Origin of the sequence: Enterobacter cloacae complex sp. IR5401, from assembly GCF_049238425.1 — a bacterium.
Classification (GTDB): Bacteria; Pseudomonadota; Gammaproteobacteria; order Enterobacterales; family Enterobacteriaceae; genus Enterobacter; species Enterobacter hormaechei_C.
In genome coordinates this window covers 213808-238621 of the sequence record NZ_JBMKHN010000003.1, presented here as the reverse complement: position 1 = coordinate 238621, position 24814 = coordinate 213808, and the positions used below count along the sequence as shown (strand labels likewise).

At 54.3% G+C, this 24814-nt stretch carries 25 protein-coding genes; 10 read left to right on the top strand and 15 right to left on the bottom strand.

The features are described 5' to 3' along the window. Window positions 1–14 precede the first annotated feature (14 nt). The gene (locus ACOTX1_RS06700; protein ID WP_023314787.1) at window positions 15–1001 is read left to right on the top strand and encodes an SDR family oxidoreductase; all 987 of its coding nucleotides are present in this window, start codon (window positions 15–17) and stop codon (window positions 999–1001) included. On the opposite strand, the gene ACOTX1_RS06695 is transcribed toward ACOTX1_RS06700, so the two are convergent. The 7 genes from ACOTX1_RS06695 to ACOTX1_RS06665 all read right to left on the bottom strand — a co-directional run bounded on the left by ACOTX1_RS06695 (window position 1002) and on the right by ACOTX1_RS06665 (window position 7355). Further along, the gene (locus ACOTX1_RS06695; protein WP_023314786.1) at window positions 1002–2627 is read right to left on the bottom strand and encodes an alpha-amylase family protein; all 1626 of its coding nucleotides are present in this window, start codon (window positions 2625–2627) and stop codon (window positions 1002–1004) included. Window positions 2628–2635: 8 nt separating this feature from the next. Next, entirely contained in the window at window positions 2636–3646 is a 1011-nt protein-coding gene (cydB, locus tag ACOTX1_RS06690; RefSeq protein WP_015571779.1) for a cytochrome d ubiquinol oxidase subunit II, read from the bottom strand. Continuing rightward, window positions 3646–5049: a cytochrome ubiquinol oxidase subunit I gene (locus tag ACOTX1_RS06685; protein WP_003862857.1), complete on the bottom strand. Its 1404-nt coding sequence runs from the start codon at window positions 5047–5049 to the stop codon at window positions 3646–3648. Before ACOTX1_RS06685 ends, cydB begins: the two co-directional genes overlap by 1 nt. 70 nt (window positions 5050–5119) lie before the next feature. Continuing rightward, window positions 5120–5992: a manganese catalase family protein gene (locus ACOTX1_RS06680; protein WP_023314785.1), complete on the bottom strand. Its 873-nt coding sequence runs from the start codon at window positions 5990–5992 to the stop codon at window positions 5120–5122. A 17-nt stretch (window positions 5993–6009) separates the two neighbouring features. After that, a complete protein-coding gene (locus tag ACOTX1_RS06675; protein WP_003862853.1) occupies window positions 6010–6516 on the bottom strand; it encodes a ferritin-like domain-containing protein in 507 nt (168 codons plus the stop codon). 62 nt (window positions 6517–6578) lie between these two features. Then, complete coding sequence (locus ACOTX1_RS06670; RefSeq protein WP_003862851.1) at window positions 6579–7076, bottom strand: ferritin-like domain-containing protein; 498 nt, start codon at window positions 7074–7076, stop codon at window positions 6579–6581. 90 nt (window positions 7077–7166) lie between these two features. Then, window positions 7167–7355 carry a general stress protein gene (locus ACOTX1_RS06665; protein ID WP_022651794.1) on the bottom strand — a complete coding sequence of 63 codons (189 nt, stop codon included), beginning with the start codon at window positions 7353–7355 and terminating at the stop codon, window positions 7167–7169. Window positions 7356–7808: 453 nt separating this feature from the next. Between ACOTX1_RS06665 and yjdI the strand changes: the two genes are divergently transcribed. Further along, entirely contained in the window at window positions 7809–8039 is a 231-nt protein-coding gene (gene yjdI / locus ACOTX1_RS06660) for a 4Fe-4S mono-cluster protein YjdI (RefSeq protein WP_003862849.1), read from the top strand. 10 nt (window positions 8040–8049) lie between these two features. Beyond that, window positions 8050–8322 (top strand): GNAT family N-acetyltransferase, encoded by a 273-nt coding sequence (locus ACOTX1_RS06655; RefSeq protein WP_023314784.1) that lies wholly within the window; start codon window positions 8050–8052, stop codon window positions 8320–8322. A 33-nt stretch (window positions 8323–8355) separates the two neighbouring features. On the opposite strand, the gene ACOTX1_RS06650 is transcribed toward ACOTX1_RS06655, so the two are convergent. Next, window positions 8356–9585 carry an amino acid permease gene (locus ACOTX1_RS06650; RefSeq protein WP_003862847.1) on the bottom strand — a complete coding sequence of 410 codons (1230 nt, stop codon included), beginning with the start codon at window positions 9583–9585 and terminating at the stop codon, window positions 8356–8358. Between the two features lie 115 nt (window positions 9586–9700). Then, the gene (locus ACOTX1_RS06645) at window positions 9701–10165 is read right to left on the bottom strand and encodes a multidrug/biocide efflux PACE transporter (RefSeq protein WP_023314783.1); all 465 of its coding nucleotides are present in this window, start codon (window positions 10163–10165) and stop codon (window positions 9701–9703) included. A 101-nt stretch (window positions 10166–10266) separates the two neighbouring features. On the opposite strand from ACOTX1_RS06645, the gene ACOTX1_RS06640 reads away from it, so the two are divergent. From ACOTX1_RS06640 to ACOTX1_RS06630, 3 genes are all read left to right on the top strand, one after another. Further along, entirely contained in the window at window positions 10267–11133 is an 867-nt protein-coding gene (locus ACOTX1_RS06640; protein ID WP_023314782.1) for a LysR family transcriptional regulator, read from the top strand. Window positions 11134–11225: 92 nt separating this feature from the next. Beyond that, complete coding sequence (locus ACOTX1_RS06635; protein ID WP_023314781.1) at window positions 11226–12404, top strand: acetyl-CoA C-acetyltransferase; 1179 nt, start codon at window positions 11226–11228, stop codon at window positions 12402–12404. 318 nt (window positions 12405–12722) lie between these two features. Continuing rightward, window positions 12723–13406, top strand: a complete 684-nt coding sequence (locus tag ACOTX1_RS06630) for an oligogalacturonate-specific porin KdgM family protein (protein ID WP_003862842.1) — start codon at window positions 12723–12725, stop codon at window positions 13404–13406. Window positions 13407–13593: 187 nt separating this feature from the next. Here ACOTX1_RS06630 and ACOTX1_RS06625 read toward each other — a convergent pair whose 3' ends face one another. After that, entirely contained in the window at window positions 13594–14769 is a 1176-nt protein-coding gene (locus tag ACOTX1_RS06625) for an oligogalacturonate lyase family protein (protein WP_421766821.1), read from the bottom strand. Window positions 14770–15069: 300 nt separating this feature from the next. On the opposite strand from ACOTX1_RS06625, the gene kduI reads away from it, so the two are divergent. The 3 genes from kduI to ACOTX1_RS06610 all read left to right on the top strand — a co-directional run bounded on the left by kduI (window position 15070) and on the right by ACOTX1_RS06610 (window position 18459). Further along, a complete protein-coding gene (kduI, locus tag ACOTX1_RS06620; protein WP_003862837.1) occupies window positions 15070–15906 on the top strand; it encodes a 5-dehydro-4-deoxy-D-glucuronate isomerase in 837 nt (278 codons plus the stop codon). A 63-nt stretch (window positions 15907–15969) separates the two neighbouring features. Beyond that, a complete protein-coding gene (gene kduD, locus ACOTX1_RS06615) occupies window positions 15970–16731 on the top strand; it encodes a 2-dehydro-3-deoxy-D-gluconate 5-dehydrogenase KduD (protein WP_003862835.1) in 762 nt (253 codons plus the stop codon). A gap of 312 nt (window positions 16732–17043) precedes the next feature. Next, window positions 17044–18459, top strand: a complete 1416-nt coding sequence (locus tag ACOTX1_RS06610) for a sugar porter family MFS transporter (protein ID WP_023314780.1) — start codon at window positions 17044–17046, stop codon at window positions 18457–18459. Window positions 18460–18541: 82 nt separating this feature from the next. On the opposite strand, the gene ACOTX1_RS06605 is transcribed toward ACOTX1_RS06610, so the two are convergent. Genes ACOTX1_RS06605 through ACOTX1_RS06590 form a run of 4 tightly spaced genes read right to left on the bottom strand, consistent with a single transcriptional unit; the run spans window position 18542 to window position 22767 of the window. After that, on the bottom strand, window positions 18542–19828 hold the full coding sequence (locus tag ACOTX1_RS06605) for an ABC transporter substrate-binding protein (RefSeq protein WP_003862832.1): 1287 nt from the start codon (window positions 19826–19828) through the stop codon (window positions 18542–18544). 13 nt (window positions 19829–19841) lie between these two features. Next, window positions 19842–20969 (bottom strand): ABC transporter ATP-binding protein, encoded by a 1128-nt coding sequence (locus tag ACOTX1_RS06600; RefSeq protein WP_003862829.1) that lies wholly within the window; start codon window positions 20967–20969, stop codon window positions 19842–19844. 12 nt (window positions 20970–20981) lie between these two features. Beyond that, the gene (locus ACOTX1_RS06595; RefSeq protein WP_003862827.1) at window positions 20982–21884 is read right to left on the bottom strand and encodes a carbohydrate ABC transporter permease; all 903 of its coding nucleotides are present in this window, start codon (window positions 21882–21884) and stop codon (window positions 20982–20984) included. Then, a complete protein-coding gene (locus ACOTX1_RS06590) occupies window positions 21877–22767 on the bottom strand; it encodes a carbohydrate ABC transporter permease (RefSeq protein WP_003862825.1) in 891 nt (296 codons plus the stop codon). Before ACOTX1_RS06590 ends, ACOTX1_RS06595 begins: the two co-directional genes overlap by 8 nt. Before the next feature lie 544 nt (window positions 22768–23311). Here ACOTX1_RS06590 and wzz(fepE) point away from each other — a divergent pair. Next, on the top strand, window positions 23312–24448 hold the full coding sequence (wzz(fepE), locus tag ACOTX1_RS06585) for an LPS O-antigen length regulator Wzz(fepE) (protein ID WP_023314779.1): 1137 nt from the start codon (window positions 23312–23314) through the stop codon (window positions 24446–24448). A 33-nt stretch (window positions 24449–24481) separates the two neighbouring features. Here the strand turns inward: wzz(fepE) and ACOTX1_RS06580 are convergent, their stop codons facing one another. After that, complete coding sequence (locus tag ACOTX1_RS06580; RefSeq protein ID WP_003862821.1) at window positions 24482–24805, bottom strand: cupin domain-containing protein; 324 nt, start codon at window positions 24803–24805, stop codon at window positions 24482–24484. Between the last annotated feature and the right edge of the window lie 9 nt (window positions 24806–24814).

Here is a 24814-nt window from a genome sequence, read left to right as displayed (position 1 = left end):
CAAGGGGAAAGGCTATGGCTGTCATCGTTATTACCGGCGGTACGGCGGGCGTGGGGAAGGCCACGGCGCTGCACTTTGCCAAAGCGGGCTACGATGTGGGCATCATTGCCCGCGATGAGCAGAGTCTGCGCTCCACAGAAGAGGAGTTGCGCCGTTTCGGGATCAACGCCTGTGCCGTTCAGGCCGACGTGGCGGACAGCAAGGCGGTGACCGATGCTGCTAACGAGATTGAATACCGGCTTGGGGCCATCGATGTGTGGATGAATAACGCCATGGGCGGGATGCTGGCGCCGTTTCGCACCATGTCGCCTGAGGAGTTTCGCCGCGTCACCGAGGTGACCTATCTGGGCTATGTTAACGGTACCCGCGCCGCGCTGGAGTTAATGACTCCTCGTGACCGGGGGACGATTATTCAGGTTGGCTCCGCGCTGGCCTACCGCTCCATTCCCTTGCAGTCAGCCTACTGTGGGGCGAAAGCCGCGATCCGCGGGTTTACTGACGCCGTGCGCACCGAGCTGATGCATGAAAACAGCCGGGTGCAGATCGCCATGGTACAGATGCCGGGCCTCAACACGCCGCAGTTCGAGTGGGCGAGGAATAAATTTTCCTGGGCGATGCGCCCGGTTCCTCCCGTGTTTCAGCCGGAAGTAGCTGCCAGCGCGATTTTCAAGGTAGCGCAAAAACCGGTGCGGGAGCTGTGGGTGGGCAGCAGCACCGTCCAGTCGATTGTCGGGCAATTTCTTTTTCCCGGCTTTCTGGATCGGCTGATGGTTAAAAAGGCCTGGGAAGGGCAGATGACCGATACGCTAAATGCGGATGACCGTCAGGACTATCTGGATCAGCCGGTTAACGATCTGCATAAAATCCACGGGCACTTCACCGACGAAGCAAAAGAGCGCGCCACCAGCGTTACCTCCGGCATGCCGGGGAAAGTGCTGCTCGGCTCCCTCGCCGTCACGGGTGCGATCGTGGCGCGTCTTCTGCTCTCGCGGAGACGATAATCAGCGCAGTGCGGTACGATCGGTCCAGAACCAGCGGTAGCCATAGCCGCTGAGGTTAAGCGCGACGGTTTTGCCGCACACCAGCGCGTCGTTGTAGCGTTTGTCCGCCAGGCAGGCGGTCCAGGTCGCATGCCGGATCCCTCTGGCGGTAAAATTAACGGGCTTATCGCTAAAGTTAACGAAGGTCAGAATGCTGCGCGTGTCGGTTTCGTAATAGATCCCCAGCACCGCATCGCTGTCGATATTAATAAGACGAAACGGCGCGACGCCGATCTCAGGGAACTCCGAGCGCGTATTGGCGATATCGATAATGCAGTGCAGGAGTGAGTTGCGGTGCAACAGCAAATCCGCCACGTTGATTTTTTGATAGCGGTACGGGCCGCGGTCAATCATCGGGGCGATAAAAGTTTCCGGGTCGGCGTCTGAGAAACCGCCGCCTTGCGATCCGGCCCACTGCATCGGGGTGCGTACGGCGTAACGCTCCTCCAGTTCCAAATCATCTCCCATGCCAATCTCATCCCCGTAGCGCATGACCGGTACGCCCGGCAGCGAAAACAAGACCGCATGGCAAAAGGCCAGCCGCTTACGATCGCCATTAAGCATCGGCGCCAGACGGCGGCGGATACCTCGCTGATACACACTCATTTCTTCGTCAGGGGCAAAGGCATCAATGACGGTCTGCTTCGCTTTTTTTCCTATCCCTTCCAGATCCAGCTCATCATGATTGCGCAGCCAGTTGGCGAAGCAGCAGGAGTCAGGCGGCACAATCATCTTCTTCACCGCGTTGCGCAGCGGTCGTGCGCTTTTCTCCGCAAGGCTGACGTAGAAGTACTTATTGAGCCAGAAATTCAGCACCAGGTTGAGCCGGTCGTTCTGACCAAAATAATCTTTGTAGGCCTCGACCTCCACGTCGACTTCGCCGAACAGGATCGCATCCGGGTTACGCTGCTCGATAAGACGGCGCAGATGCTCCAGGATCCACAGGCCGCGTTTTTCATCCCCACGTCCGGCCTGTTTTGTCAGGTGCGACGCCGCATCCAGGCGAAAGCCCGACACCCCGAGCTTTAGCCAGAAGATGATGATGTTCTCAACCTCCTTCAGCACCGCAGGGGAGGCCAGATTGAGATCCGGCTCGTGGTGATAAAACATATGCCGATAGTATTGCCCCGCCTCGTCGTCCCATGTCCAGATACTCTTCTCCACGCCGGGGAACATCGGCGGCGTATCGTCGTCGTCCGTGTCGGACCACAGGTAATAGTCACGATAGGGTGATTGAGGGTTGCGGCGGGCCTGTTGAAACCAGGGATGCGCATCCGAGGTATGCTGGATCAGCAGCTCAATAATGACCTGCATCCCCAGCTCCCGCGCCTGTTCAATAAAGGCGATGATATCGTTGAGCTTGCCGAAGCGGGGATCGACCTGCAAATGGTCGCTCACGTCATAGCCTTCATCGAGAAAAGGCGTGAGGTAAAACGGAGTGATCCAGATAACCGTCGCGCCCATCCGGCGGATGTAGCGTAGCTTCGCGGTGATTCCGGCGATGTCGCCACAGCCATCGCCGTTCAGATCGTAAAACAGGGCAGTATCTATCTGGTAAATAATGGCGCGTGTATGCCAGCCTGCCATAGTAATCCTTAGTGATAACCTTCGGTATCAGACACTTTGCCCCGGAAGACGTAATAGCTCCAGGCGGTATAAACCAGGATCACCGGGATGATTAACAGCGTGCCGATCAGCATAAACAGCTGGCTGGCAGGCGGCGCGGCGGCTTCCCACAGGGTGATGTGCGGCGGAATTATGTGTGGCCACAGGCTGATGCCCAGGCCGCTAAAGCCGAGGAAGATCAGGCCCAGCGTTAACAGGAACGGACGGGCATGGCTGTCGGGATTACGCGTCAGCCGCCAGATCCACAGGCTGAATACCGCCACAAGAACCGGAACCGGCAGGAACCAGAAGAAGTTAGGCAGAGTAAACCAGCGTTCGGCGACAAACTGCCAGCCGAGCGGGGTCCAGATACTTACCACCGCAATGACGGCAATCAGCGCCAGCAGAACGTGGCGGGTCAGCTCGCGCATCCGGTTTTGCAGCGCGCCTTCGCTTTTCATGATCAGCCACGTGGTGGCCAGCAGGGTATAGGCGACAATTAAGCCCAGCCCGCAGAACAGGTTAAACGGGGTGAACCAGTCCAGCGAGGAGCCCACAAAGCGACGCCCTTCCACGTCAAAGCCGTTGATCATCGCGCCAACCACGATCCCCTGGCTGAAGGTTGCGAGCAGGGAACCGCCAGCAAAAGAATAGTCCCAGAATTTGCGGTGGGAAGGGGTCGCCTTAAAGCGAAACTCAAATGCCACGCCGCGGAAAATAAGCCCGATCAGCATGGCCGTCAGCGGGATGGTCAGGGCATCGATTATTACCGCGTAGGCCAGCGGAAACGCGCCGAACAACCCTGCGCCGCCGAGAACCAGCCAGGTTTCATTTCCGTCCCAGACCGGGGCGACGCTGTTCACCATCACGTCGCGCTCTTTGGCATCACCCACAAAGCTGAACAGCATGCCGATACCGAGATCGAAACCGTCCATGATGATGTACATCAGCGTGGCGAAGACAATAATGGCAAACCAGATGACCGGGATATCGACGCCCATCAGATCTTCTCCTCTTCCGGAACAGACTCGGCGGCGGACAGCGGACGGGCAGGGGTACCCGATGTATTAGACGTTAGCGTGCCCACAGGCTGCGGACCTTTTTTAATCAACCGGGCGAGATACACATATCCCACGCCAAATACCGAACAGTAGACCACGATAAAGGCCAGCAGGCTGATGCTCATCTGCAACGTGCTGTGCAGAGACACCGCATCTATCGTGCGCAGATAGCCGTAAACGACCCACGGCTGGCGGCCCACTTCGGTGGTGACCCACCCGGCGAGCAGCGCGAGTAATCCGGCAGGCCCCATACAGAGGGCAAACCAGTGGAATGGCCGTGAGTGATAGAGTCGACGGCGATAGCGCAGCCAGACGCTCAGTACGCCAAGGGTAATCATCAGCAGCCCCATGCCGACCATAATGCGGAAGGACCAGAAGACGATGAGCGAGTTAGGGCGGTCCTCTTTCGGGAAATCCTTCAGCGCCGGGACCTGTTTATCCAGGCTGTGCGTCAGGATCAGGCTGCCGAGCGCGGGAATTTCAAGCCCGTATTTGGTGCGTTCCTCTTCCATATCCGGTACGCCAAACAACAGCAGCGGGGTGGCCTCGCCGGGCGGGTTTTCCCAGTGGCCTTCAATCGCGGCGATTTTGGCAGGCTGGTGCTCAAGCGTATTCAGCCCGTGCATATCCCCAACCACGGCCTGAATGGGCGCGACCAGCAGCGCCATCCACATGGCCATGGAGAACATCTTGCGGATCGCGGGCGTATCGTTACCGCGCAGCAGATGCCATGCCCCGGACGCGCCCACAAACAAGGCGCTGCACAGGAAGGCGGCGATGGACATATGGATCAGGCGGTAAGGGAATGAGGGGTTAAAGATAATGGCCAGCCAGTCTTCGGGAATGACCTGACCGTTCTGAATACTGAAGCCCTGCGGGGTGTGCATCCAGCTGTTAGAGGCGAGGATCCAGAAGGTGGACATCAGCGTGCCCAGCGCCACCATGCAGGTGGCAAAGAAGTGCAGGCCGGGGCCAACCTTGTTCCAGCCGAACAGCATCACACCCAGGAATCCGGCTTCGAGGAAGAAGGCGGTTAAGACTTCATAGGTGAGCAAAGGGCCGGTTATGCTGCCCGCGAACTGGGAAAAGCCGCTCCAGTTAGTCCCAAACTGGTAAGCCATCACCAGCCCGGAAACCACGCCCATACCAAAGTTGACGGCGAAAATTTTTAGCCAGAAATGGTATAGCGAGCGCCAGACATCATTTTTTGTGCGAAGCCACATGCCTTCGAGAACCACCAGATAGCTCGCAAGCCCGATGGTGATCGCCGGGAAGAGAATATGAAAAGAGACGGTAAAGGCGAACTGTATCCTGGCCAGATGAAACGCATCAAGCTCGAACATGCTCCGTACCTCTGGAACTGATAGCGCACAAGGCATTGCCAGACAGCCTCAGGCTGCCTGGCAAAACCGGTTACGGTTTTTTCTTACCTGCGCCAAGCTCGGCACCGGTAAGCGGATCGGCGTTAGGGTCGGATTTCGTACGTGCGCACATCGCTTTGACCAGCGTGGCCTGCTCTGTCGTGAGCGTTACGCTTGCGCCGCCGTCACCGCCATCGACCGCGGGCTGAGGAGATTCCACGTAGTCGAAGTGCTTATCGCTGTTCCAGCTACCGCGAACTTCTCCCCCCTCAGACATATTGTAGTACTTATTAGTGTACTCTTCGATTGGCGGCAATTTACCCGGTGGGAAATTGTTACGGATCGACTGGAGCGCCTTCTCAAATGAGAGCTGGTGTGCTGCCTCACGCGTCATTAAAAACGCCAGCGCATCTTTAACACCCGGATCGTCCGTTACGTTAATAAGCCGTTCGTAGATAATTTTGGCGCGCGCCTCGGCCGCAATGTTAGAGCGCAGATCGGCGGTGGGCTCGCCAATAGTATCCACATACGCCGCCGTCCATGGTACGCCCCCGGAGTTGGTCAGTGGAGTACCGCCGCCGTAGAGCAGGGAGGTGATATGACTGTCGTTGCCGTTCTCGGTCATGGAGCGGTACAATTCCGCTTCATTTTCAACGCCTTCCGCCAATTCACCTTTCGCACCCTTATTCAGCATACCCACCAGGGTGCCGATAATTTCCAGGTGACTTAACTCCTCGGTCGCGATATCCATCAGCATATCTTTACGACCGGGATCGTCGTCGCTCAATCCTTGCGTAAAGTAACGACATGCCGCGGCAAGTTCGCCCTGTGGCCCGCCAAACTGCTCAAGCAGAAGATTGGCCAGGCCCGGATTCGGTTCGGCTACGCGTACCGTGTATTGCAGCTGTTTTACGTGTCGAAACATAGTTTCTCCCTCTTTCGTTATTTTTTCGCTTCAACACCGTCCGCATCGGAGCGCAGCAGGAACTGTTCCGTCGTCTGTGGAATATGCTGGAGCAGCCAGTCAGCCATCTGGCGCTCTTCTTCCAGAATGGACTCAATGGCAGGAATGGAGGCGGTATCGCCCGCTTGTTTGGCCGCAGCCAGCAGAGAGGTGTAGCAGGCAATTTCAAACTGCTCAAAAACGTAGCCGCTGATGGAGCCTTTAACAATTTCGTCGGAAGGGAACATGCCGCCAATGGACTGGCCGAGCGCCGCCATTTTGCTCATGGAATCTTTTATGACCGAACGGGAAATATCATTGCGGTCGAGAATTTCTTCCAGCACGGTAATTTGGTGTTTAGTCTCATTAACGTGTTGTTCAATTCGTGCACGTAAGTCGGGATAATTATCAATACGGCTGGCCATAGATTCCAGCATGGATTCGGCTTGCTTTTCCATCGCATGGGCATCGCGTAGCCAATCATGGTAGTGTTCTACATGATTCATAATTAACTCCTGTGATTTATTATCTGGTTAATTTTTGTTGCTGATGCTCATCAAATTAATATTTATCCTTTCTGGGCTTTTTGATTAATATTGCCGACAGCCAGATCGGTTAATTTGAGATCGGTTTCTTTTTCTTCTTCCAGCGTTTCGGCAAGAAGTTTAACGGCTTTTTTATAGCCTAATTGTTCAGCCAGGGTGGCCAGGGTGCCGTAGCTGGCAATCTCGTAATGCTCGACTTTTTGTGCTGCGGCAATTAATGCAGCGTCACGCACTTCATTTTTCTCAGTGCTCTCAATAACTTCGTTGGCTTCTTCAATTAAGCCTTCCATCGCAACGCATTTCATGCGCTTCAGTTTGAGGCCGGATTCCTGCTCAATAATCTGATCGATACGCTCGATTTGTCCCTGAGTCTCTTCGAGGTGGGCCGTGAACGCGGCACTCAACTTCTCGCTGGATGCGGCGCGAGCTAACTTGCTTAGAGCGCGGGTCAGCTGCTTCTCAGCGCTGTAGGTGTCGGATAACAGGTGAATAAATACATCTTCAACAGTTTTCATATTCATATTTTCGCTCCAGTGAAATAAAGGGAAGGTACTGCGAGCCGACGGGCCCGCAGCATGCTCTCGGTATATTTATAAGAGCTTTAAATAAGATCAGGAGTTATCAGATTTACGGCCTCCGCCGTGACTGTTCTGGCCCCCTTTCTTACCCGCTTCAGATGCGCGTTGCGGATCGTTTTTGAAATTACCGCCGCTGTGCTGGCCGCCTTTACGTCCAGCTTCTGATGCCTTTTCACGGTCTTCAGCGAAATTACCGGAACCACCACGATGTTGCTCTGCCATATATCAACCCTCATGTTGCGTTTATGTCAGGAGATACGATAAGTAATTCGTATCAGTTGTCGTTCAGGAATTAACATTAGTCGTTATGTGAGAAGAGTCAAATTTCATGTCTGGGTTGTTTTGCGGTAATTTTGCAGGTGTTCAGGAAATACCGCTTCGTTACGAACTTTAAAAACGGACGATAAATCCACTGGTTAGGGAGAAATAAATCTGGATGTTGGGAGTTCGCTTAGCTAATAATCCTAATGTGAACGTGGCGTGAATTATTACAAGAGTTGACACAACGCAAAAATATATCGTCGCAACGGGTGCTTTTGTATTCGGAATAATCTTAAGTGCCTGGCGAAATAACGTGTTGAAAAGAAGGTGGCCAAACCTCGTTTTTGACGTGGTCAGGCGGATCGGCTGAGGGTATGCTTCTTTTGTCACCACAATAATTACAGAGGCAATATCATGGATCAGGAGCTACTGGATGCGGGGTACCGGGCCTACACCGGTGAGAAAATTGATGTTTACTTCAACACCGGGATCTGCAAACACTCGGGCAATTGCGTGCGCGGCAGCGCGGCGCTGTTCGACCTGAAGCGTAAACCATGGATCGCGCCGGATGAAGTAGATGCAGAAACGGTTGTGCGCGTAATTGATACCTGCCCGAGCGGTGCGCTGAAGTACCGCCAAAAATAAGTGAGGAACCATGGAAATTCTTGAAGGCCATAACAAGTTTTACGTCAACGACGCCGAAGGCAATCAGGTAGCGGAGATTGTCTTTGTCCCGACCGGCGAGCATCTGAGCATCATTGAGCACACCGATGTGGATCCAAGCCTGAAAGGGCAGGGTGTGGGTAAGCAGCTGGTGGCGAGGGTGGTAGAGAAGATGCGCGAGGAGAACCGTAAAATTATCCCGCTGTGTCCGTTTGCGAAGCATGAGTTTGATAATACGCGGGAGTATGACGATATTCGGGCGTAAAACTGATGCCCGGCATTGCGCCGGGCAGCATACTCAACCGACAAACATCACCGACACACACAGCACACCTACAATCAGCGTCAGCAGGTTACCGATGGAGCGGTACGGTTTTAACGACGGGATCAGGTACGTCGACAGCGTCGGCATGATGAACAGGATCATGGCGATAAGCGGACCGCTGATAGCGTAAATCATTGAAATGGCGTTCGGGTTGATGCAGCAGACCGCAAAGGTAATCAGCGACACGCCGAGAATAGAAACCGCGCGGTTAAAGGCGCGGCTTTTCTTCACACCCACCTGATTCAGCGACGATTTCACAATTTCCGTTGCCCCTTCAATCACGCCAAAATAGGTGCCGAGGAACGATTTCGACATCGCAATAATCGCCACGATAATGCCGGAAATGCCCAGCCATGCCGGGGACGAAGGCATCATCGACAGCGCGGACAGGATCGTCACCCCTTCCTCTTTTGCCGCCACGATATACGACGGTGGAATCGAAAGCAGGCAGCTGAACACAAAGAACAGCACGCTGAGGCAGATGATCAGATACGCCACTTTCATGATTTTTTTGCATTTACCCATCGCCTCTTCACCGTATTTCTCGCGACGGTCCACGGCGAAAGTCGAGATGATCGGAGTATGGCTAAAAGCGAAAACCATCACCGGGATCGAAATCCACACCTGGTGCAACGTATGCTGGTCGAAGGCCATCTGGCTCGTCAGAAGCGACGGCTGCCAGCTGCCCGTCAGATACAGCGAGACAAACAGGAAATAGGCGATCAGCGGAAAGACAAGGAAACCCATCACCTTAATGGTGATGTGCCGCCCCATCAGGAAGATCAGATTCAGAATCAGCACCACGCCAAAACTCACCAGCATACGCATGCCGGTATCCACCGTCATCCGTTTCGCCAGCTGTTCAGTGAGTGAGTTAGTTATCGCCACCGCGTAAATCAGAACCACCACAAAGAAAGCCACAAAATAGAGCGTGGTGATCAGGTTGCCGATCTTTTTGCCGTAGTAATGGGAAACGGCACCGGTGATCCCTTCGTTGCCTTTCGTCTTCGACGACAGAATAAATTGCGCCAGCGCTTTATGCGGCCAGTAGGTTAAGGGATACGCCACAAGGGCGGTGATCAGCAGGACAATCGCGCCAGCAGAGCCGAGCTGAATGGGCAAGAACAGGGTTCCTGCGCCCACGGCAGTGCCGTAGAGGGCGAAACTCCAGAGAGTCTCTTCTTTTGACCAAATTTTCGACATTAGAGCAACGTATCAACTATAAAACGAACAAAAAGGAGTGCAATTTACCATAATTATGCGTTGAGGTCGCCGTTGCTTCGCAGGGGTGGGCCGGAGCAGGTCTCCGGCCGGAAGGTTATTCGCTTGCCAGGGCGCGGCGTTGCTGGTGGCGCTTGATGATTTTCTCCCGCAGGGTGTCGTACGCCCAGTTGTAGAGCATGGTGTACGGCAGGAAGAACAGGAAGAAACCAATTTCCAGCGTAAAGGCCTGGAGCAGCGTCACGCCCAGCACGGCGGCAACGATGGTTACGCCAATCACAATAAAACCGCATTCAAAACCCAGCGCATGCAGGGCGCGCACTTTCGCCGTGCGCTTCACCCGCTGGACGGGCCAGAAACGGTCGAAGCCAAAGTTATAGATAATGTTCCAGAGCATTGCCGTGGTCGCCAGAATTATGGTGAGACCCCCCATTTCAACCACCGAGCGCTGCATTAGCCACGCGGCCGTCGGGGCGAGGATCGCCGTAGCAATGCCTTCAAAACAGACGGCATGGAAGATCCGCTCCGGCAATTTACGTTGGAGTGCATCCTGATGTTGCATATTTACCTCATATTGACGCCAGTATGGGCGTTGATGCGGTCTATTCTTATCGTTTAAGGTGATATATAAAAGATGGTATCCATCGATAAAGTAGATACATCATGCGTTATTCTCCCGAAGCACTGACCGCGTTTGTTGAAACTGTCGCCGCAGGTTCGTTTTCTGCTGCGGCACGGCGGCTGCGTAAAAGCCAGTCCACCATCAGCACCTCCATCGCCAACCTTGAAGCTGACCTTGGCTTTGAGCTGTTCGATCGCTCGGCGCGTCACCCGGTGTTGACCGCCCAGGGTGAACAGGTGCTGGGCTATGTCCAGTCGATACTCGCCGCCAGCGCGCGCCTGGATGAGCTGGCCGTATCCTTAACGGCGCAAACGGAGGCGCGTTTTACCTTTGTTCTCTCCGATACGCTTAACCCGGCCGTGCTGGAACAGATGATGAGCAAGTTCGACCAGCGTTTTCCGCACACGGAATTTGAGTGCCTGATTGGTGAAGAGGAGGACGTGATCGATCTGCTGCAAAAGGAGCGGGCGCAAATTGGCCTGACGGAAGCGCGCGACAGCTACCCGACCGATATTGGCGCGACCCGTCTGCCTATGCAGACAAGGATGGCTATTTACGTTTCTGCCGGACATCCTCTGGCAGGGCAACATGAGACGCAGGCGGACGAGCTGCATGGCTGGCGCGAGCTGCGGCTGAGTACCTATCTTGAACGGGAAGCGCCCCTTGCGCGCGGGCCGGTCTGGTCTGCGCCGAATTACCTGTTACTGCTGAGTATGGCGGTACAGGGCTTTGGCTGGTGCGCGTTACCCTGCGCGCTGGTCGACGAATTTGCCGCGTCGAAATCGCTGGTGCAGCTGAACGTGCCGGGCTGGCCGAGGTCGATTGCCATCGATCTGGTATGGAACAAACGAACCCCGCCCGGCGTCGCCGGAAGCTGGCTGCGCCAGTACTTGCAGGACGCACGATAATCCTGTGACTAAACTCACTAATTTTAAACATTTGCGTCAATTGTTGATAACAATCCTCTACTATCGTCATGTCATTTTGCACAGAGGTCGTGATGAAAGATGTCGTTATAGTGGGTGCGTTACGTACGGCTATCGGCTGTTTTCAGGGAGCGCTTGCGCGTCACTCTGCGGTTGATCTCGGCAGCGTGGTGGTAAGAGCGCTGGTGGAACGCAGCGGGATTGCCGCACATGAAATTGATGAGGTGATCCTTGGCCAGGTGCTGACCGCTGGCGCGGGACAAAACCCTGCGCGCCAGGCAGCGCTGAAGGGCGGCCTGCCCAATACCGTTTCGGCAATTACCATCAACGACGTCTGTGGTTCAGGTTTGAAAGCGCTCCATCTTGCGACGCAGGCCATCCAGTGCGGTGAAGCGGACGTGGTTATTGCCGGCGGGCAGGAGAATATGAGCCGCGCCCCGCACGTCCTGACCGACAGCCGGACCGGCGCGCAGCTCGGGAACAGTCAGCTGCTTGACAGTCTGGTTCACGACGGGCTGTGGGACGCCTTCAACGACTACCATATGGGCGTAACGGCGGAAAACCTGGCGCGGGAATACGGTATCAGCCGCGAGCTTCAGGATGCATATGCCCTCAGCTCACAGCAAAAAGCGCGTGCAGCGATCGACTCCGGGCGTTTTCGCGATGAAATTGTCCCGGTCAGTACCCAGCGCCAGAACGGCGAAGCGCTCATCGTCGATACCGACGAGCAGCCGCGCACCGATGCCAGCGCAGAAGGGCTGGCAAAACTCGATCCGGCCTTTGAAACGCTCGGTTCTGTAACGGCAGGCAACGCCTCATCCATTAACGACGGTGCGGCGGCGGTGATGATGATGAGTGAAAGCAAAGCCCAGGAGCTGGCGCTGCCGGTGCTGGCGCGCATCAAAGCGTTTGCCAGCGTGGGTGTTGATCCTGCGTTAATGGGGATCGCCCCGGTCTATGCCACGCGCCGCTGCCTGGAGCGGGCGGGCTGGGAGCTGAGCGATGTGGATCTGATTGAGGTCAACGAAGCCTTTGCTGCACAGGCGATCTCGGTCGGGAAAATGCTGGAATGGGATCAGCTGCGGGTCAACGTCAACGGCGGTGCAATTGCGCTGGGTCATCCCATTGGCGCCTCCGGCTGCCGCATTCTGGTGTCGCTGGTCCACGAAATGAAAAAGCGTAACGCCCGAAAAGGGATCGCAACGCTCTGTATTGGCGGAGGGCAGGGGGTGGCCCTGGCTATCGAACGGTAGTTTCCCCTCTCTGTGCACAGAAAACCTCCCACGGGAGGTTTTTTTGTGTCCGCAGAATCCTTTTTTAACACTTCTGCGTTCTTTCTGATGCCCGCAATAATTATTGCGCGGTTAATTATTTGCTTTGTGAAGTGCTTAATGTGATCTTCCCCCTGAAATTTACGGTTAATGCCCTTTTTTTGTTGATGGGGTTCACGTCGATCTTTGCCAAAAAAAATGAAACAAATAATTTCGATCCTTGTCACTAAAATAACGGTGCATAAAAAATAAACTCAAGTTTCATAAAAACGAAACGTTATTTTAATTGAGGGTTTTTTCATGTTTAAGAAATCTCTGCTCCTTGCTTCCCTTATTAGTGCCTCTTTTGCGGCTAGCGCCGTTACCGTCGATCTGCGTCACGAATATATTGACAGCGGCTCGAATGCCGACCGTGTTGCCGTCTCGCACCGCTTTGATAATGGCTTTGGTTTTTCAGTCGAGGCGAAGTGGAAATCAGGCGGGGACAAGGCAGATCAGCCATTCGCGGATGTAGTGGGGAACGGTCACGAAGATCAGATTAGCTGGCGCTGGAAAGCGACAGACAATATCGCCCTGACCCCTGCGTTTACGATTGAAAGCACAGACAGTCGCACCATTTATAAACCGAATCTGCATGTGCAATATAGCTTCGATAATGGCTTCTACGTGGCTGCGCGTTACCGTTACGAATATACTCGCTACCCGTCAAGCTCAAATAAGGACGATGATAAAGTTAACCGTGGCGATGCGTGGGTCGGTTGGGTATTAGGTGACTGGCGTACCGAGCTGAACTATGTTTACGCGAAAAGTTCTGAAGGCGTGGCCCGAAATAATAATAAAGATTATTCCAACGAATATAACGCCAAGCTGGCCTACAAATGGGATAAAAACTGGGCACCGTATGTGGAGGTGGGGAACGTGGGGGTTAAAGACACGGACGAACGCCAGACCCGTTTCCGTTTAGGTGTGGCGTACTCCTTCTGATAATTCAGTTCCTTCGCTAAAAACCGCCGGGTGGCGCTAACGCTTACCCGGCCTACACATTCTTTCCAATCCATTTTTTCGTAGGCCGGGTAAGCGAAGCGCCACCCGGCAAAAAGCGCCGCGCAATCACCCAAAAAAAAGCCCTCCGAATCGGAGGGCAAGGCCAGTTACAGAAACACTAACTCATTCAGGCATGCAACATTTCAGGTTGCTCGGGGAGTTTCGCGATATAGAGGGCCGGTTTGCCGTCTTTATCGGAACTGTACAGCACCGCTTTTTCGTCCGGCGTGAAGGACGGATGCGGGTGGGTTACCTGGCGGCTGTTCGCCACCGTAGCCCATGAGGTGTCATGACGGGCGATGCGGTAATAAGCTTTCTTCGCCACGTCAAAGGCATACAGATAAGGATCGTTATCAATGGTGTAGCCGCCGGTGTCTTTCACGTCAACAGGCGTACCGGAACCGTCGCCAACCAGCATGCTGCCGTCAACGTTGCTCATCAGATGCGAACAGGCGGGCATGTTCATTACCGCTTCATTCACGCCGGTGTCCGGGTTGAAGCGGGAGATGGTACGCCCTTGCTGACCTTTCAGATAAGAGACGTAGATCAGCGCGGACCCGTCCGGCACCCAAAATTCATGTGTACAGCTTTCACCTTCCGCGTGCGTTTTCACTTTCCGCACGTTGCTGCCATCTTCGTTGACCAGCCACATGCGGGCGTCGACCAGGTCGTGCGGCCCTTCATGACAGAAGGCCACGGTATTGTCATCGAACGGGCGATGAATCGGATGTCCCAGCCAGATCTTCTCGTCATGAATGGTGGTGCTTTCACCCGTTTTCAGATCAACGCGCAGCAGGCGGCAGTGCGGCCCTTTGTGGAAGAAGTCGTGGAAAATTTTCCAGTCGTTGAGTGGCGTCCAGTCACATCTGGCAATCTCAATACCCACCAGTTTGGTGCAGTCGCTGTTTGCGACCCAGGTGCCGTAGCCGACCCACTCTTCCGGAACGCGGTACACTTCGCGCTCTGCCAGCGTCTGTAAATCCACCTCCAGCAGGGTGCGATCGTTCTTCACATAGTAGAGGGATTTATCGTCCGGAGAGAGGAACCCGCCAAAGGTATTATCGCCCGCGCCTTCGGTCAACTGTACCGCTTCGGCGTTTTTCAGATCCAACAGGTAATAGTTCCAGTGACCGTCGAACTCCCCGGCGAACAGCAGGTGGCTGCCATCGTTAAAGAAGCACTTCTGGTAAAAGTAGTTGCGATGACAGGTTACTTCCGGTGGGGTCAGGCGGGTGACTTCCACGCCTGTATCCGGATCGCGGCTGACCTCATAGTTCAGCTTGACCCGCATACCTTTAGCCATAATGCACTCCTTTGAACGCGTAAGGTAGGTTGAAAACTAGGTGATAAATTATCAAAACGTTGTTTCATTATGTGTGACTGACAGCGCACTTTCTCATTTTCATTAACCAGATTGAGGGTCTTAAAGATTTATCGTGATCGAAACTCCATTTCTGGCATAAACAGGCAGAAAAAATGAAACGTTGTTTTAAATGCAATTGAAAACCCCGTTGTCAGGGGATAATATGTGTTCATCACGAAAACGGAACATTGTTTCGTTATTTATCTTTGCCTTCGGGCACGATCAATTCTGGAGGTTTACGTGGACGTCAGACAAAGCATCCACAGTGCGCACGCTAAAATGCTGGATACTCAGGGGCTGCGCAGTGAGTTTTTAGTTGAGCAAGTGTTCGAAGCCGACAAGTACACCATGGTCTACAGCCATATTGACCGCATTATTGTGGGCGGGATTATGCCGGTGGCGAAAACCGTCTCCGTGGGCGGTGAAGTGGGCAAACAGCTGGGCGTGAGCTACTTCCTCGAACGCCGTGAACTGGGCGTGATTAACATCGGCGGGCCGGGCACCATTACCGTCGATGGCCAGTGCTACGAAATTGGTCACCGCGACGCGCTGTACGTCGGCAAAGGCGCGAAAGAGGTGGTGTTCGCCAGCATTGATGCCAGCAAACCGGCGAAGTTTTACTACAACTGCGCCCCGGCTCATACGACTTACCCAACCAAAAAAGTCACGCCAGCGGACGTTGCCCCGGTGACCCTTGGCGATAACCTCACCAGCAACCGTCGCACCATCAACAAATACTTTGTTCCGGATGTGCTGGAAACCTGCCAGCTCAGCATGGGGCTGACCGAGCTTGCGCCGGGCAACCTGTGGAACACCATGCCGTGCCATACCCACGAGCGCCGCATGGAAGTCTACTTCTATTTCAACATGGATGAAGACGCCTGCGTGTTCCACATGATGGGACAGCCGCAGGAGACGCGCCATATCGTTATGCACAACGAGCAGGCAGTCATTTCGCCGAGCTGGTCCATCCACTCTGGCGTGGGAACGAAAGCCTATACCTTTATCTGGGGGATGGTCGGTGAAAACCAGGTCTTTGATGACATGGACCACGTCGCTGTTAAGGATCTGCGCTAGTCGCAGGCAGTTAAGCATACATCTGCCTGTTGCTGACAGGCGCTGAACGATTAAGGAACAAACATGATTCTGGATGCATTTTCTCTGCAAGGTAAAGTGGCTGTGGTTTCCGGTTGTGACACCGGGCTGGGGCAGGGTATGGCGTTAGGTCTGGCGGAAGCGGGCTGCGATATCGTCGGGATTAACATCGTTGAGCCAACGGAAACCATCGAGCGCGTCACCGCGCTGGGCCGCCGTTTCCTGAGCCTGACCGCGGACCTGCGCAAAATCGATGCGATCCCTGAGCTGCTGGATCGCGCGGTGGCGGAGTTTGGGCATATCGATATTCTGGTCAACAACGCCGGCCTGATCCGTCGTGAAGACGCGATTAACTTCAGCGAAACGGACTGGGACGACGTGATGAATCTGAACATCAAGAGCGTGTTCTTTATGTCCCAGGCGGCTGCGAAGCACTTCATTGCTCAGGGGAAAGGTGGCAAGATCATTAATATTGCCTCCATGCTCTCTTTCCAGGGCGGCATCCGCGTGCCGTCTTACACCGCATCGAAGAGTGCCGTGATGGGCGTGACCCGCCTGCTGGCGAACGAGTGGGCGCAGCACAACATCAACGTCAACGCGATTGCGCCGGGCTACATGGCCACCAACAATACCCAGCAGCTGCGTGCGGATGAAGAGCGCAGCGCGGCAATCCTGGAGCGTATTCCAGCGGGTCGCTGGGGTCTGCCGAGCGATCTGATGGGCCCGGTTGTATTCCTGGCGTCCCCGGCTTCGGACTACATTAACGGCTACACCGTTGCCGTAGACGGCGGCTGGCTGGCACGTTAAGTCAGCCCGAATAAAGAACCTCTGCCCTCGTGTAGAGGTTTTTTTTGCCCCAAAATTGGCTTTATCCATATCCATAAAGATGAAAAATCCATACTGAAAAGGAATGAATGACGGGTGTCACACATTTATTGCTTAAATATTAACTAATTAATCAAAAATAAGGTTAAACCATCCTGATTTGAAATTGTAATGTCCATCACAGATCGGTGTGTCGTAGCGAAATAATCCATATCTTCACCATTTCCGGCCTGACACTTTCTTCCGGTATCTCGTAATTTCACTTAACGAATTTCGCTGTTGAGGCAGGAAACAATGACATCTGTAAATGACTCTACCCTTATGCCCGCTGCGCTGCGCGATACCCGACGCATGAACCAGTTTGTTTCTGTTGCGGCCGCCGTAGCCGGTTTACTGTTTGGTCTGGATATCGGCGTTATCGCGGGCGCACTGCCCTTTATTACCGACCACTTTACGTTAAGCAACCGCCTGCAAGAGTGGGTGGTGAGCAGCATGATGCTGGGTGCGGCCATCGGCGCACTGTTTAACGGCTGGCTGTCGTTCCGTCTCGGGCGCAAATACAGCCTGATGGTCGGGGCGATCCTGTTTGTTGCTGGCTCTCTTGGTTCGGCGTTTGCCACCAACGTTGAAGTGCTGCTGCTTTCTCGCGTGCTGCTGGGCGTGGCGGTGGGTATCGCGTCCTACACCGCGCCGCTTTACCTCTCCGAAATGGCGAGCGAAAACGTGCGCGGGAAGATGATCAGCATGTACCAGCTGATGGTGACGCTCGGTATCGTGCTGGCGTTCCTGTCGGATACGTACTTCAGCTACAGCGGCAACTGGCGGGCAATGCTTGGCGTGCTGGCGCTGCCTGCGGTGCTGCTGATTGTGTTAGTCATTTTCCTGCCGAACAGCCCGCGCTGGCTGGCGCAAAAAGGGCGTCACGTGGAGGCGGAAGAGGTGCTGCGCATGCTGCGCGACACGTCTGAAAAAGCGCGTGAAGAGCTGAACGAAATCCGCGAAAGCCTGAAGCTGAAGCAGGGCGGCTGGTCCCTGTTTAAGGCAAACCGCAACGTGCGCCGCGCGGTGTTCCTCGGCATGCTGTTACAGGCGATGCAGCAGTTCACGGGGATGAACATCATCATGTATTATGCCCCACGCATCTTTAAAATGGCTGGTTTTACCACCACCGAACAACAGATGATCGCCACGCTGGTGGTGGGGCTGACCTTTATGTTCGCCACCTTTATCGCGGTGTTCACCGTCGATAAGGCCGGACGTAAACCGGCCCTGAAAATTGGCTTTAGCGTAATGGCGCTCGGCACCTTGATCCTTGGTTACTGCCTGATGCAGTTCGATAACGGCACGGCGTCAAGCGGCCTCTCCTGGCTCTCCGTTGGCATGACCATGATGTGCATCGCCGGTTACGCGATGAGCGCCGCACCGGTGGTGTGGATCCTGTGCTCTGAAATTCAGCCGCTGAAATGCCGCGACTTTGGTATCACCTGTTCCACCACCACCAACTGGGTGTCGAATATGATCATTGGCGCGACCTTCCTGACGCTGCTGGATGCGATTGGCGCGGCAGGCACCTTCTGGCTCTATACGGTGCTGAACGTGACGTTTATCGGCGTGACATTCTGGCTGATCCCGGAAACCAAAGGCGTGACCCTGGAGCATATTGAACGCAAGCTGATGAAAGGGGAGAAACTACGTAATATCGGCGTGTAATGTCATTGCCCGGTGGCGCTTCGCTTACCGGGCCTACGATACCGTGTAGGCCGGGTAAGCGAAGCGCCACCCGGCTTTGTTTTTACCGCATCGCACGTCTCAAAATACGCTCCGCCTGACGCTGGAAGTCAGCGGCCGTCTCTTCCACGGTTTTCTGCCCGTAGTCGATATACTGCAAAGAGGTACCGAACTGCGCCACAATCTGTGGGTCGTCAAAGTATGGCGAGACGGTGAGTTTCGCCGGCAGCGACTGCGCCAGGCGCAGGCCCGCCACGGAAGGATCGTCCTCTTTAATGGTGCCGTCTTCGGTCAGATACTGCACCGCCACTTTGCTCAGCGGCACGCCGCGCTCAAGACCCAGCGTATCGACCCCTTCTTTGCTGTTGAGCAGGAAGTTAATCAGCTTCGCTGCCGCCTCTGGGTTTTTGGTCGTCTTACCAATCGACAGCATCTGCGCCGGTTTGAAGAACAGACCTGCGTCGGTGGCGCCCGGCAGCATTGGGTAGTTGCCCAGCTCCAGTTTCGCCGGTGGCTTCAGGTTGTCGGAATATTTGTTGATGGTGGAGTTCCACATGTAGGTGCCGCCCCATTCACCCTGGATCCACGGCTTCATTTCATACATGTTGCTCTTACCGAACGAGGCATAGTATTTGGTGTCTGGCATGACGTGGCTGTCGATCAGCTTTTTGTAGGTCTGGAAAAACTCTACCCACTGTTCCTTTGTGTAGCTGAACTTTTTGGTTTTCTCATCCACCGCAGGAATGTTGTACTTCTGGATCATGTACGAATTCAGCAGCGCCAGCGTATCCTGATGCTCCAGGATCACCGGATAGTATTGCTTGCCGAGCTTGCTCTCGAAGGTTTTACCGGCCGCCATCAGCTCGTCCCAGGTTTTCGGGTACGCAATACCCGCTTTTTTCCAGGTTTCGTCATTGAAGTAGAACACGCGCGCCGTCACCGAGATCGGAATGCCGTTCAGCTTGCCGTCCACGGTGGTGGTTTGCAGCTCTTTGGGATCGAACTGCGACAGGTCAATCACGTCCTTCATCTTGTTCAGATCGTAGAAGCCGTCACCGGTTTTCGAGAAGATCGGCAGCCAGTTCCAGTTCGTCTGCATTACGTCCGGCTCGGTGCCGCCCGCAATCTGGGTGGTCAGACGGGAGAGGTGACCATCCCAGCCGGTGTATTCCGCTTTCACGTTGATGTCCGGGTTCTGCTTATGGAACTCTTCCAGCGCTTTCAGGGTGACCTGGTGACGGCCGTTGCCGCCCCACCAGGACATCCGTAAATCCACATTCTGCGCCATCGATGGCAAAGCGGTAAGACCCAGGGTCGCGGAGATTGCTGCGCTTAAAAGCACTTTTTTCATTTTTATCACTCCATCAGAGAGAGAGGTTCTGTTCAGTTTTTGCGTCAAAAATATGACACTTGTTCATCTCAAACGTGAAATACACCTTACGATGAAGCCCCTTATCAATCATTGGTTTAGCTTCATCGGACGGGATTCGGGCGGTCAGTTCGTAGTCCGCGACCTTCAGGTACACAAAGAATTCGTGGCCCATGTTCTCAACGCGCACCATCTCCCCGCTACAGCCGCCGTTCGGGAAGGGCTCATCAGAGAGCGACACAAATTCCGGACGCACGCCGTAGTAAATCTCCTGACCCGCGTAGGCCGCGACTTTCTCCTGCTTCTCCGCGTTCAGCGGCATGGTTTCATCGCCAATGGCGATGTGCAGCTGGCCCGCTTTTTCGACCAGCACGCTTTTGCGTATATTCATCTCCGGCGCGCCGATAAAGCCCGCCACGAACATGTTCCTCGGCCTGTGGTAGAGGTTGTCCGGCGTATCCACCTGCATGATATGGCCGAGCTTCATCACGCAGATGCGGTCGCCCATGGTCATCGCTTCGGTCTGGTCGTGTGTCACGTAAACGGTGGTCGCCGGTTTTCCGGATTTCTTCAGCTGCTTGTGCAGGTCGGAAATACGAATACGCATCGAAGCGCGCAGTTTGGCGTCGAGGTTTGAAAGCGGCTCATCGAACAGGAATACATCCGGTTTTTTCACAATCGCACGGCCTACCGCCACGCGCTGCGCCTGGCCGCCGGAAAGCTGGCGCGGCAGGCGGTCGAGCAGCTCTTCCAGTTCAAGAATTTTGGCAGCTTCATTCACCTGAGACTCAATCTGATCTTTCGGCAGTTTGCTCAGCTTGAGACCAAAGGCCAGATTCTCGCGCACCGTCATGTGCGGATAGAGGGCATAGTTCTGGAACACCATTGCAATACCGCGCTCTTTCGGCGCGAGGTTGTTCACGATCTTGTCGCCAATGCGCACCTCGCCGCCGCTGATGGTTTCGAGCCCCGCCAGCATGCGCAGTGTCGTGGATTTGGCGCAGCCGGATGGGCCGACGATCACCATGAATTCCCCTTCAGCAATTTTAAGATCGATAGCGTGTACCGCTTTAAAGCCGTTGGAGTAGACCTTTTCCAGCTTGTTGAAAATAACTTCAGCCATGGTATTTCCCTCTTAACCTTTAATTCCGCTGCTGGTGACGCCCTGTACGAAGTAGCGCTGTGCCAGGAAGAAGACAATGATGGATGGCAGAATGGAGATGCTCGCCATTGCCAGAATTTCGTTCCACGGCGCGCCTTCGGTGACATCGATGGACATTTTCAGCGCCAGTGCGATGGGGTATTTATCCACGCTGTAGACGTAAATCAGCGGCCCGATAAAGTCGTTCATGGACCACATGAACTGGAACAGGGCGACGGAGATAATGGCCGGTTTCAGGATCGGCACTACCACGTACCACAGCACCTGAATGGAGTTACAGCCGTCAATCTGCGCCGCCTCTTCCATGTCACGCGGGACGCCGCGCAGGAACTGGATCAGCATGAAGACGAAGAACCCCTGAGTGGCGAAGGCCAGCGGCAGGTACAGCGGCATATAGCTGTTGAGCATGCCCATTTCACGGAACATCAGGTACTGCGGGATCAGCAGCACGGTGCTGGGCAGCAGCATGGTGGTGATGAGCGTGGCGAACCAGAACTTCTTCCACGGGATCTCGAAGCGGGCAAAGCCGTACGCCACGATGGTGGAGGAGATAATGGTCAGGATCACTTTCGGGATCACATACTTAAAGGTGTTCAGCATGTAATGGCCGAAGTTGTACTCGGTGCCGGTTTTCCAGCCGTTTACGAAACCATCCCAGGTGGCGTGGGCAGGCCACAGGCTCAGTGTGGTGAAGATCTCGTGGTTCGGTTTGAACGACGCGGAGAACATCCACACCAGCGGGTAAAGCATCAGCAGGCCGACAACCAGCAGAATCACATAGCGAACGGAGGCGTTGATTTTCTCTCTGCGCAGCGTGCGGGCCACTTCGCGTTCGGCGACGCTTCTTGCCGTGGAGAGTTGTTGAATATCAGCCATTTTTGCCTCCTTTATCGGCGGAGTAGAACACCCAGTATTTCGACGACTTAAAGGCGATACCGGCGAAGACGGCCACCACCAGGAACAGGATCCACGCCAGCGCCGCGCCATAGCCCATATCGAAATACTTAAAGGCGGTGTCGTAGATGTAGAGCGAGAACAGATAGGTCGAATAGGTTGGCCCGCCGCCGGTAATCACGTACGGCCCGGTAAATTCTTGGAACGCCTGCGTGGTCTGCATGATGAAGTTGAAGAAGATCACCGGCGTAATCAGTGGCACGGTCACCTTCATGAACATCTGCCATTTCGATGCGCCATCGATCATTGCCGCTTCATACTGGGACTGCGGTACGTTTTGCAGCGCGGCCAGGAAGATGACCATCGCGGAACCGAACTGCCAGACGCGCAGCAGGGTAACGGACATCAGCGCCAGCGACGGCTCGCCCAGCCAGTTCACCGGATCAAAGCCAAAAACGCCGATAAAGCTGTTCAGCAGGCCATCGATGGCAAATAAGGCGCGCCACAATACGGCAATGGCGACGGAGCTGCCGAGGATCGACGGAATATAGTAGGCCGTTCGGAAAAAGCCGATGCCGCGTAATTTAAAGTTCAGGACAAAGGCAATTCCTAATGCAAAGGCGAGCTTTAGCGGGATGGTTAAAAATACATAGGCAAAGGTCACGCCCATGGATTTCCAGAAGAGCGTGTCTTCGGTAAACATGTAGCGATAGTTTTCGATGCCGTTAAACACCGGCGGACTCATCAAATCGTAATCCGTAAAGCTGAGGAAAAACGATGAGACGAAGGGGAATGCCGTAAAGAGTATCAGCCCGATGATATAGGGTGATATCCATGCGAGCCCCAGCAGCTTGTTTTCATTCATACATACCTACCTGGCAATCAATGGTTTAATACGAAATCTGCTTTGTTACATTTTCCCAGGCCTGCGATGCGCGGCATGGGAGCTGAAATTCAGGGTGCAACGTCTGGCAACGGCAAAACCTACGTTTGTTTTTTAACGCTTTTTTGTCTTTCGTCGTGGTGTAAGCGCTTCGGGTTTCAAAAGAGCTGAACCGGTGTTCTTGGATACTAAAACATCGTTTTATTTTATATTATTGCGATTTATTTCTGCGTCATTCGCTTAATGGTGGAAATGTGATCAGCGTCGAAACGCTGTTTCAATATAGTGAGGGAGGTGGCATTTTTGACTTTCCACGGACGTTCGCCGCGGCCCATGAGGAAGAGATAATGAAGCAAAAGGGGAGCAGGAATAACAATAGTCACGCAGCGTGGCTAACTACCAGATCTGATAGCAGGTCTACAGATGTACCAATTCGTCATTCAGATAATTCTTACATTCTTGTATGATTTGTTACACCGGAACCAGTCAGGCAGAATTTCACTGCATCCTTAAAAGAAGAACAGTTATGTCAGCGATGGATTTCAAAAAACATACGGATCTCAATTTTCCTCACTATGCTCCCCCGGCGGTCAGCGCTAAAGAAATAGATCTTCTGGGTCTGCTGGACGTCCTGCTGGCAGCAAAAAAACGCATCATCACCATTGTCTTTGCATTTGCACTGGTCGGCCTGGCAATCGCCTTTCTGATACCGCAAAAATGGACCAGTAAAGCGGTCATTACGCCCGCGGAACAGACGCAGTGGAGTTCGCTGCGCCAGATGATGGTGGCGCTCCAGGTGCTTGATGTCGACGTGAAAATTACCCGTGCGGATGTGTTTAATCTGTTTATCAAAAAGTTTCAGTCCCAGTCTCTGCTTGAAGAGTACATGAAGAGCTCACCTTACGTGATGGCTCAGCTCGATGGCGCTGAGGTTGACCCGCTGGAGCTGCACCGCGCGGTGGTCAATATTGCCGAAAAGATGAAGGCTGTTGATAACACGCAGGAAAAAAATGCCGATAAAGCACCATACCTCTCCTGGACGTTAAGCTTCACAGCCCCAACGGCAGAGGATGCGCAGAAAGTGTTGAATGGTTACATTCAGTACATCTCCCGCATCGTCGAGCAGGAGACCATGCAAAACATTCGCGATCAGCTGATCCTGAGAACCAAAACGGTACAGCAGCAGCTGGAGTTGGATCGGGTCCGTCTGACCAATATCCACAATACCAACCTGCAACGCCTGAACTACTCGCTGGAAGTGGCGAACGCGGCTGGGATCAAAAAGCCGGTTTACAGCAATGGACAGGCGGTGAAAGACGATCCGGATTATTCCGTCGCCCTCGGTGCGGACGGGATTGCGCAGAAATTGCAGATTGAAAAAAATCTCAAGGACGTTTCTGAGCTGAACGCCGATTTCCAGAACCGCGAATACTATCTGGCACAGCTGCAAAAACTCTCCTTCGAAGATGTGAGCCTGGAGCCGTTCAAATACCAGCTTTCACCTTCTATGCCGGTGAAAAAAGATGGCCCGGGCAAAGCCCTCATCGTGCTGCTGGCGTGTATTCTGGGTGGACTGTTCGCCTGTGGCAGCGTGCTGCTGCGCGAGGCTATGAGCACCCGCAACCCGCTGCCGGAACAACTTCCTGAGCCGGTAACGGAATAACATCAAAAAAGGCGCTCAACTGAGCGCCTTTTTTTATTTCAGGAAATCTTCGCGTACCGGCGTAAAGGTATCCAGCAGGGTGCCGGGTTTCAGGCAAACGCAGCCGTGCATCACGTGCGGCGCTTTATAGAGGGTGTCGCCCGCGGTCACCACATGCTTCTCCTCGCCAATGGTGAACTCAAATTCCCCCGAGAGAACGTAGGTGAGTTGCTCATGCGGATGGTTATGCATCGGGCCAATCGCGCCTTCCTCGAAATTCACTTCCACCGCCATCATCCTGCCGTCGTGCGCCAGAATACGACGCGTCACGCCGTTGCCCAGATCCTCAAGCGTGGTCTCTTTATGGAAAATAAACATATTTTCGCC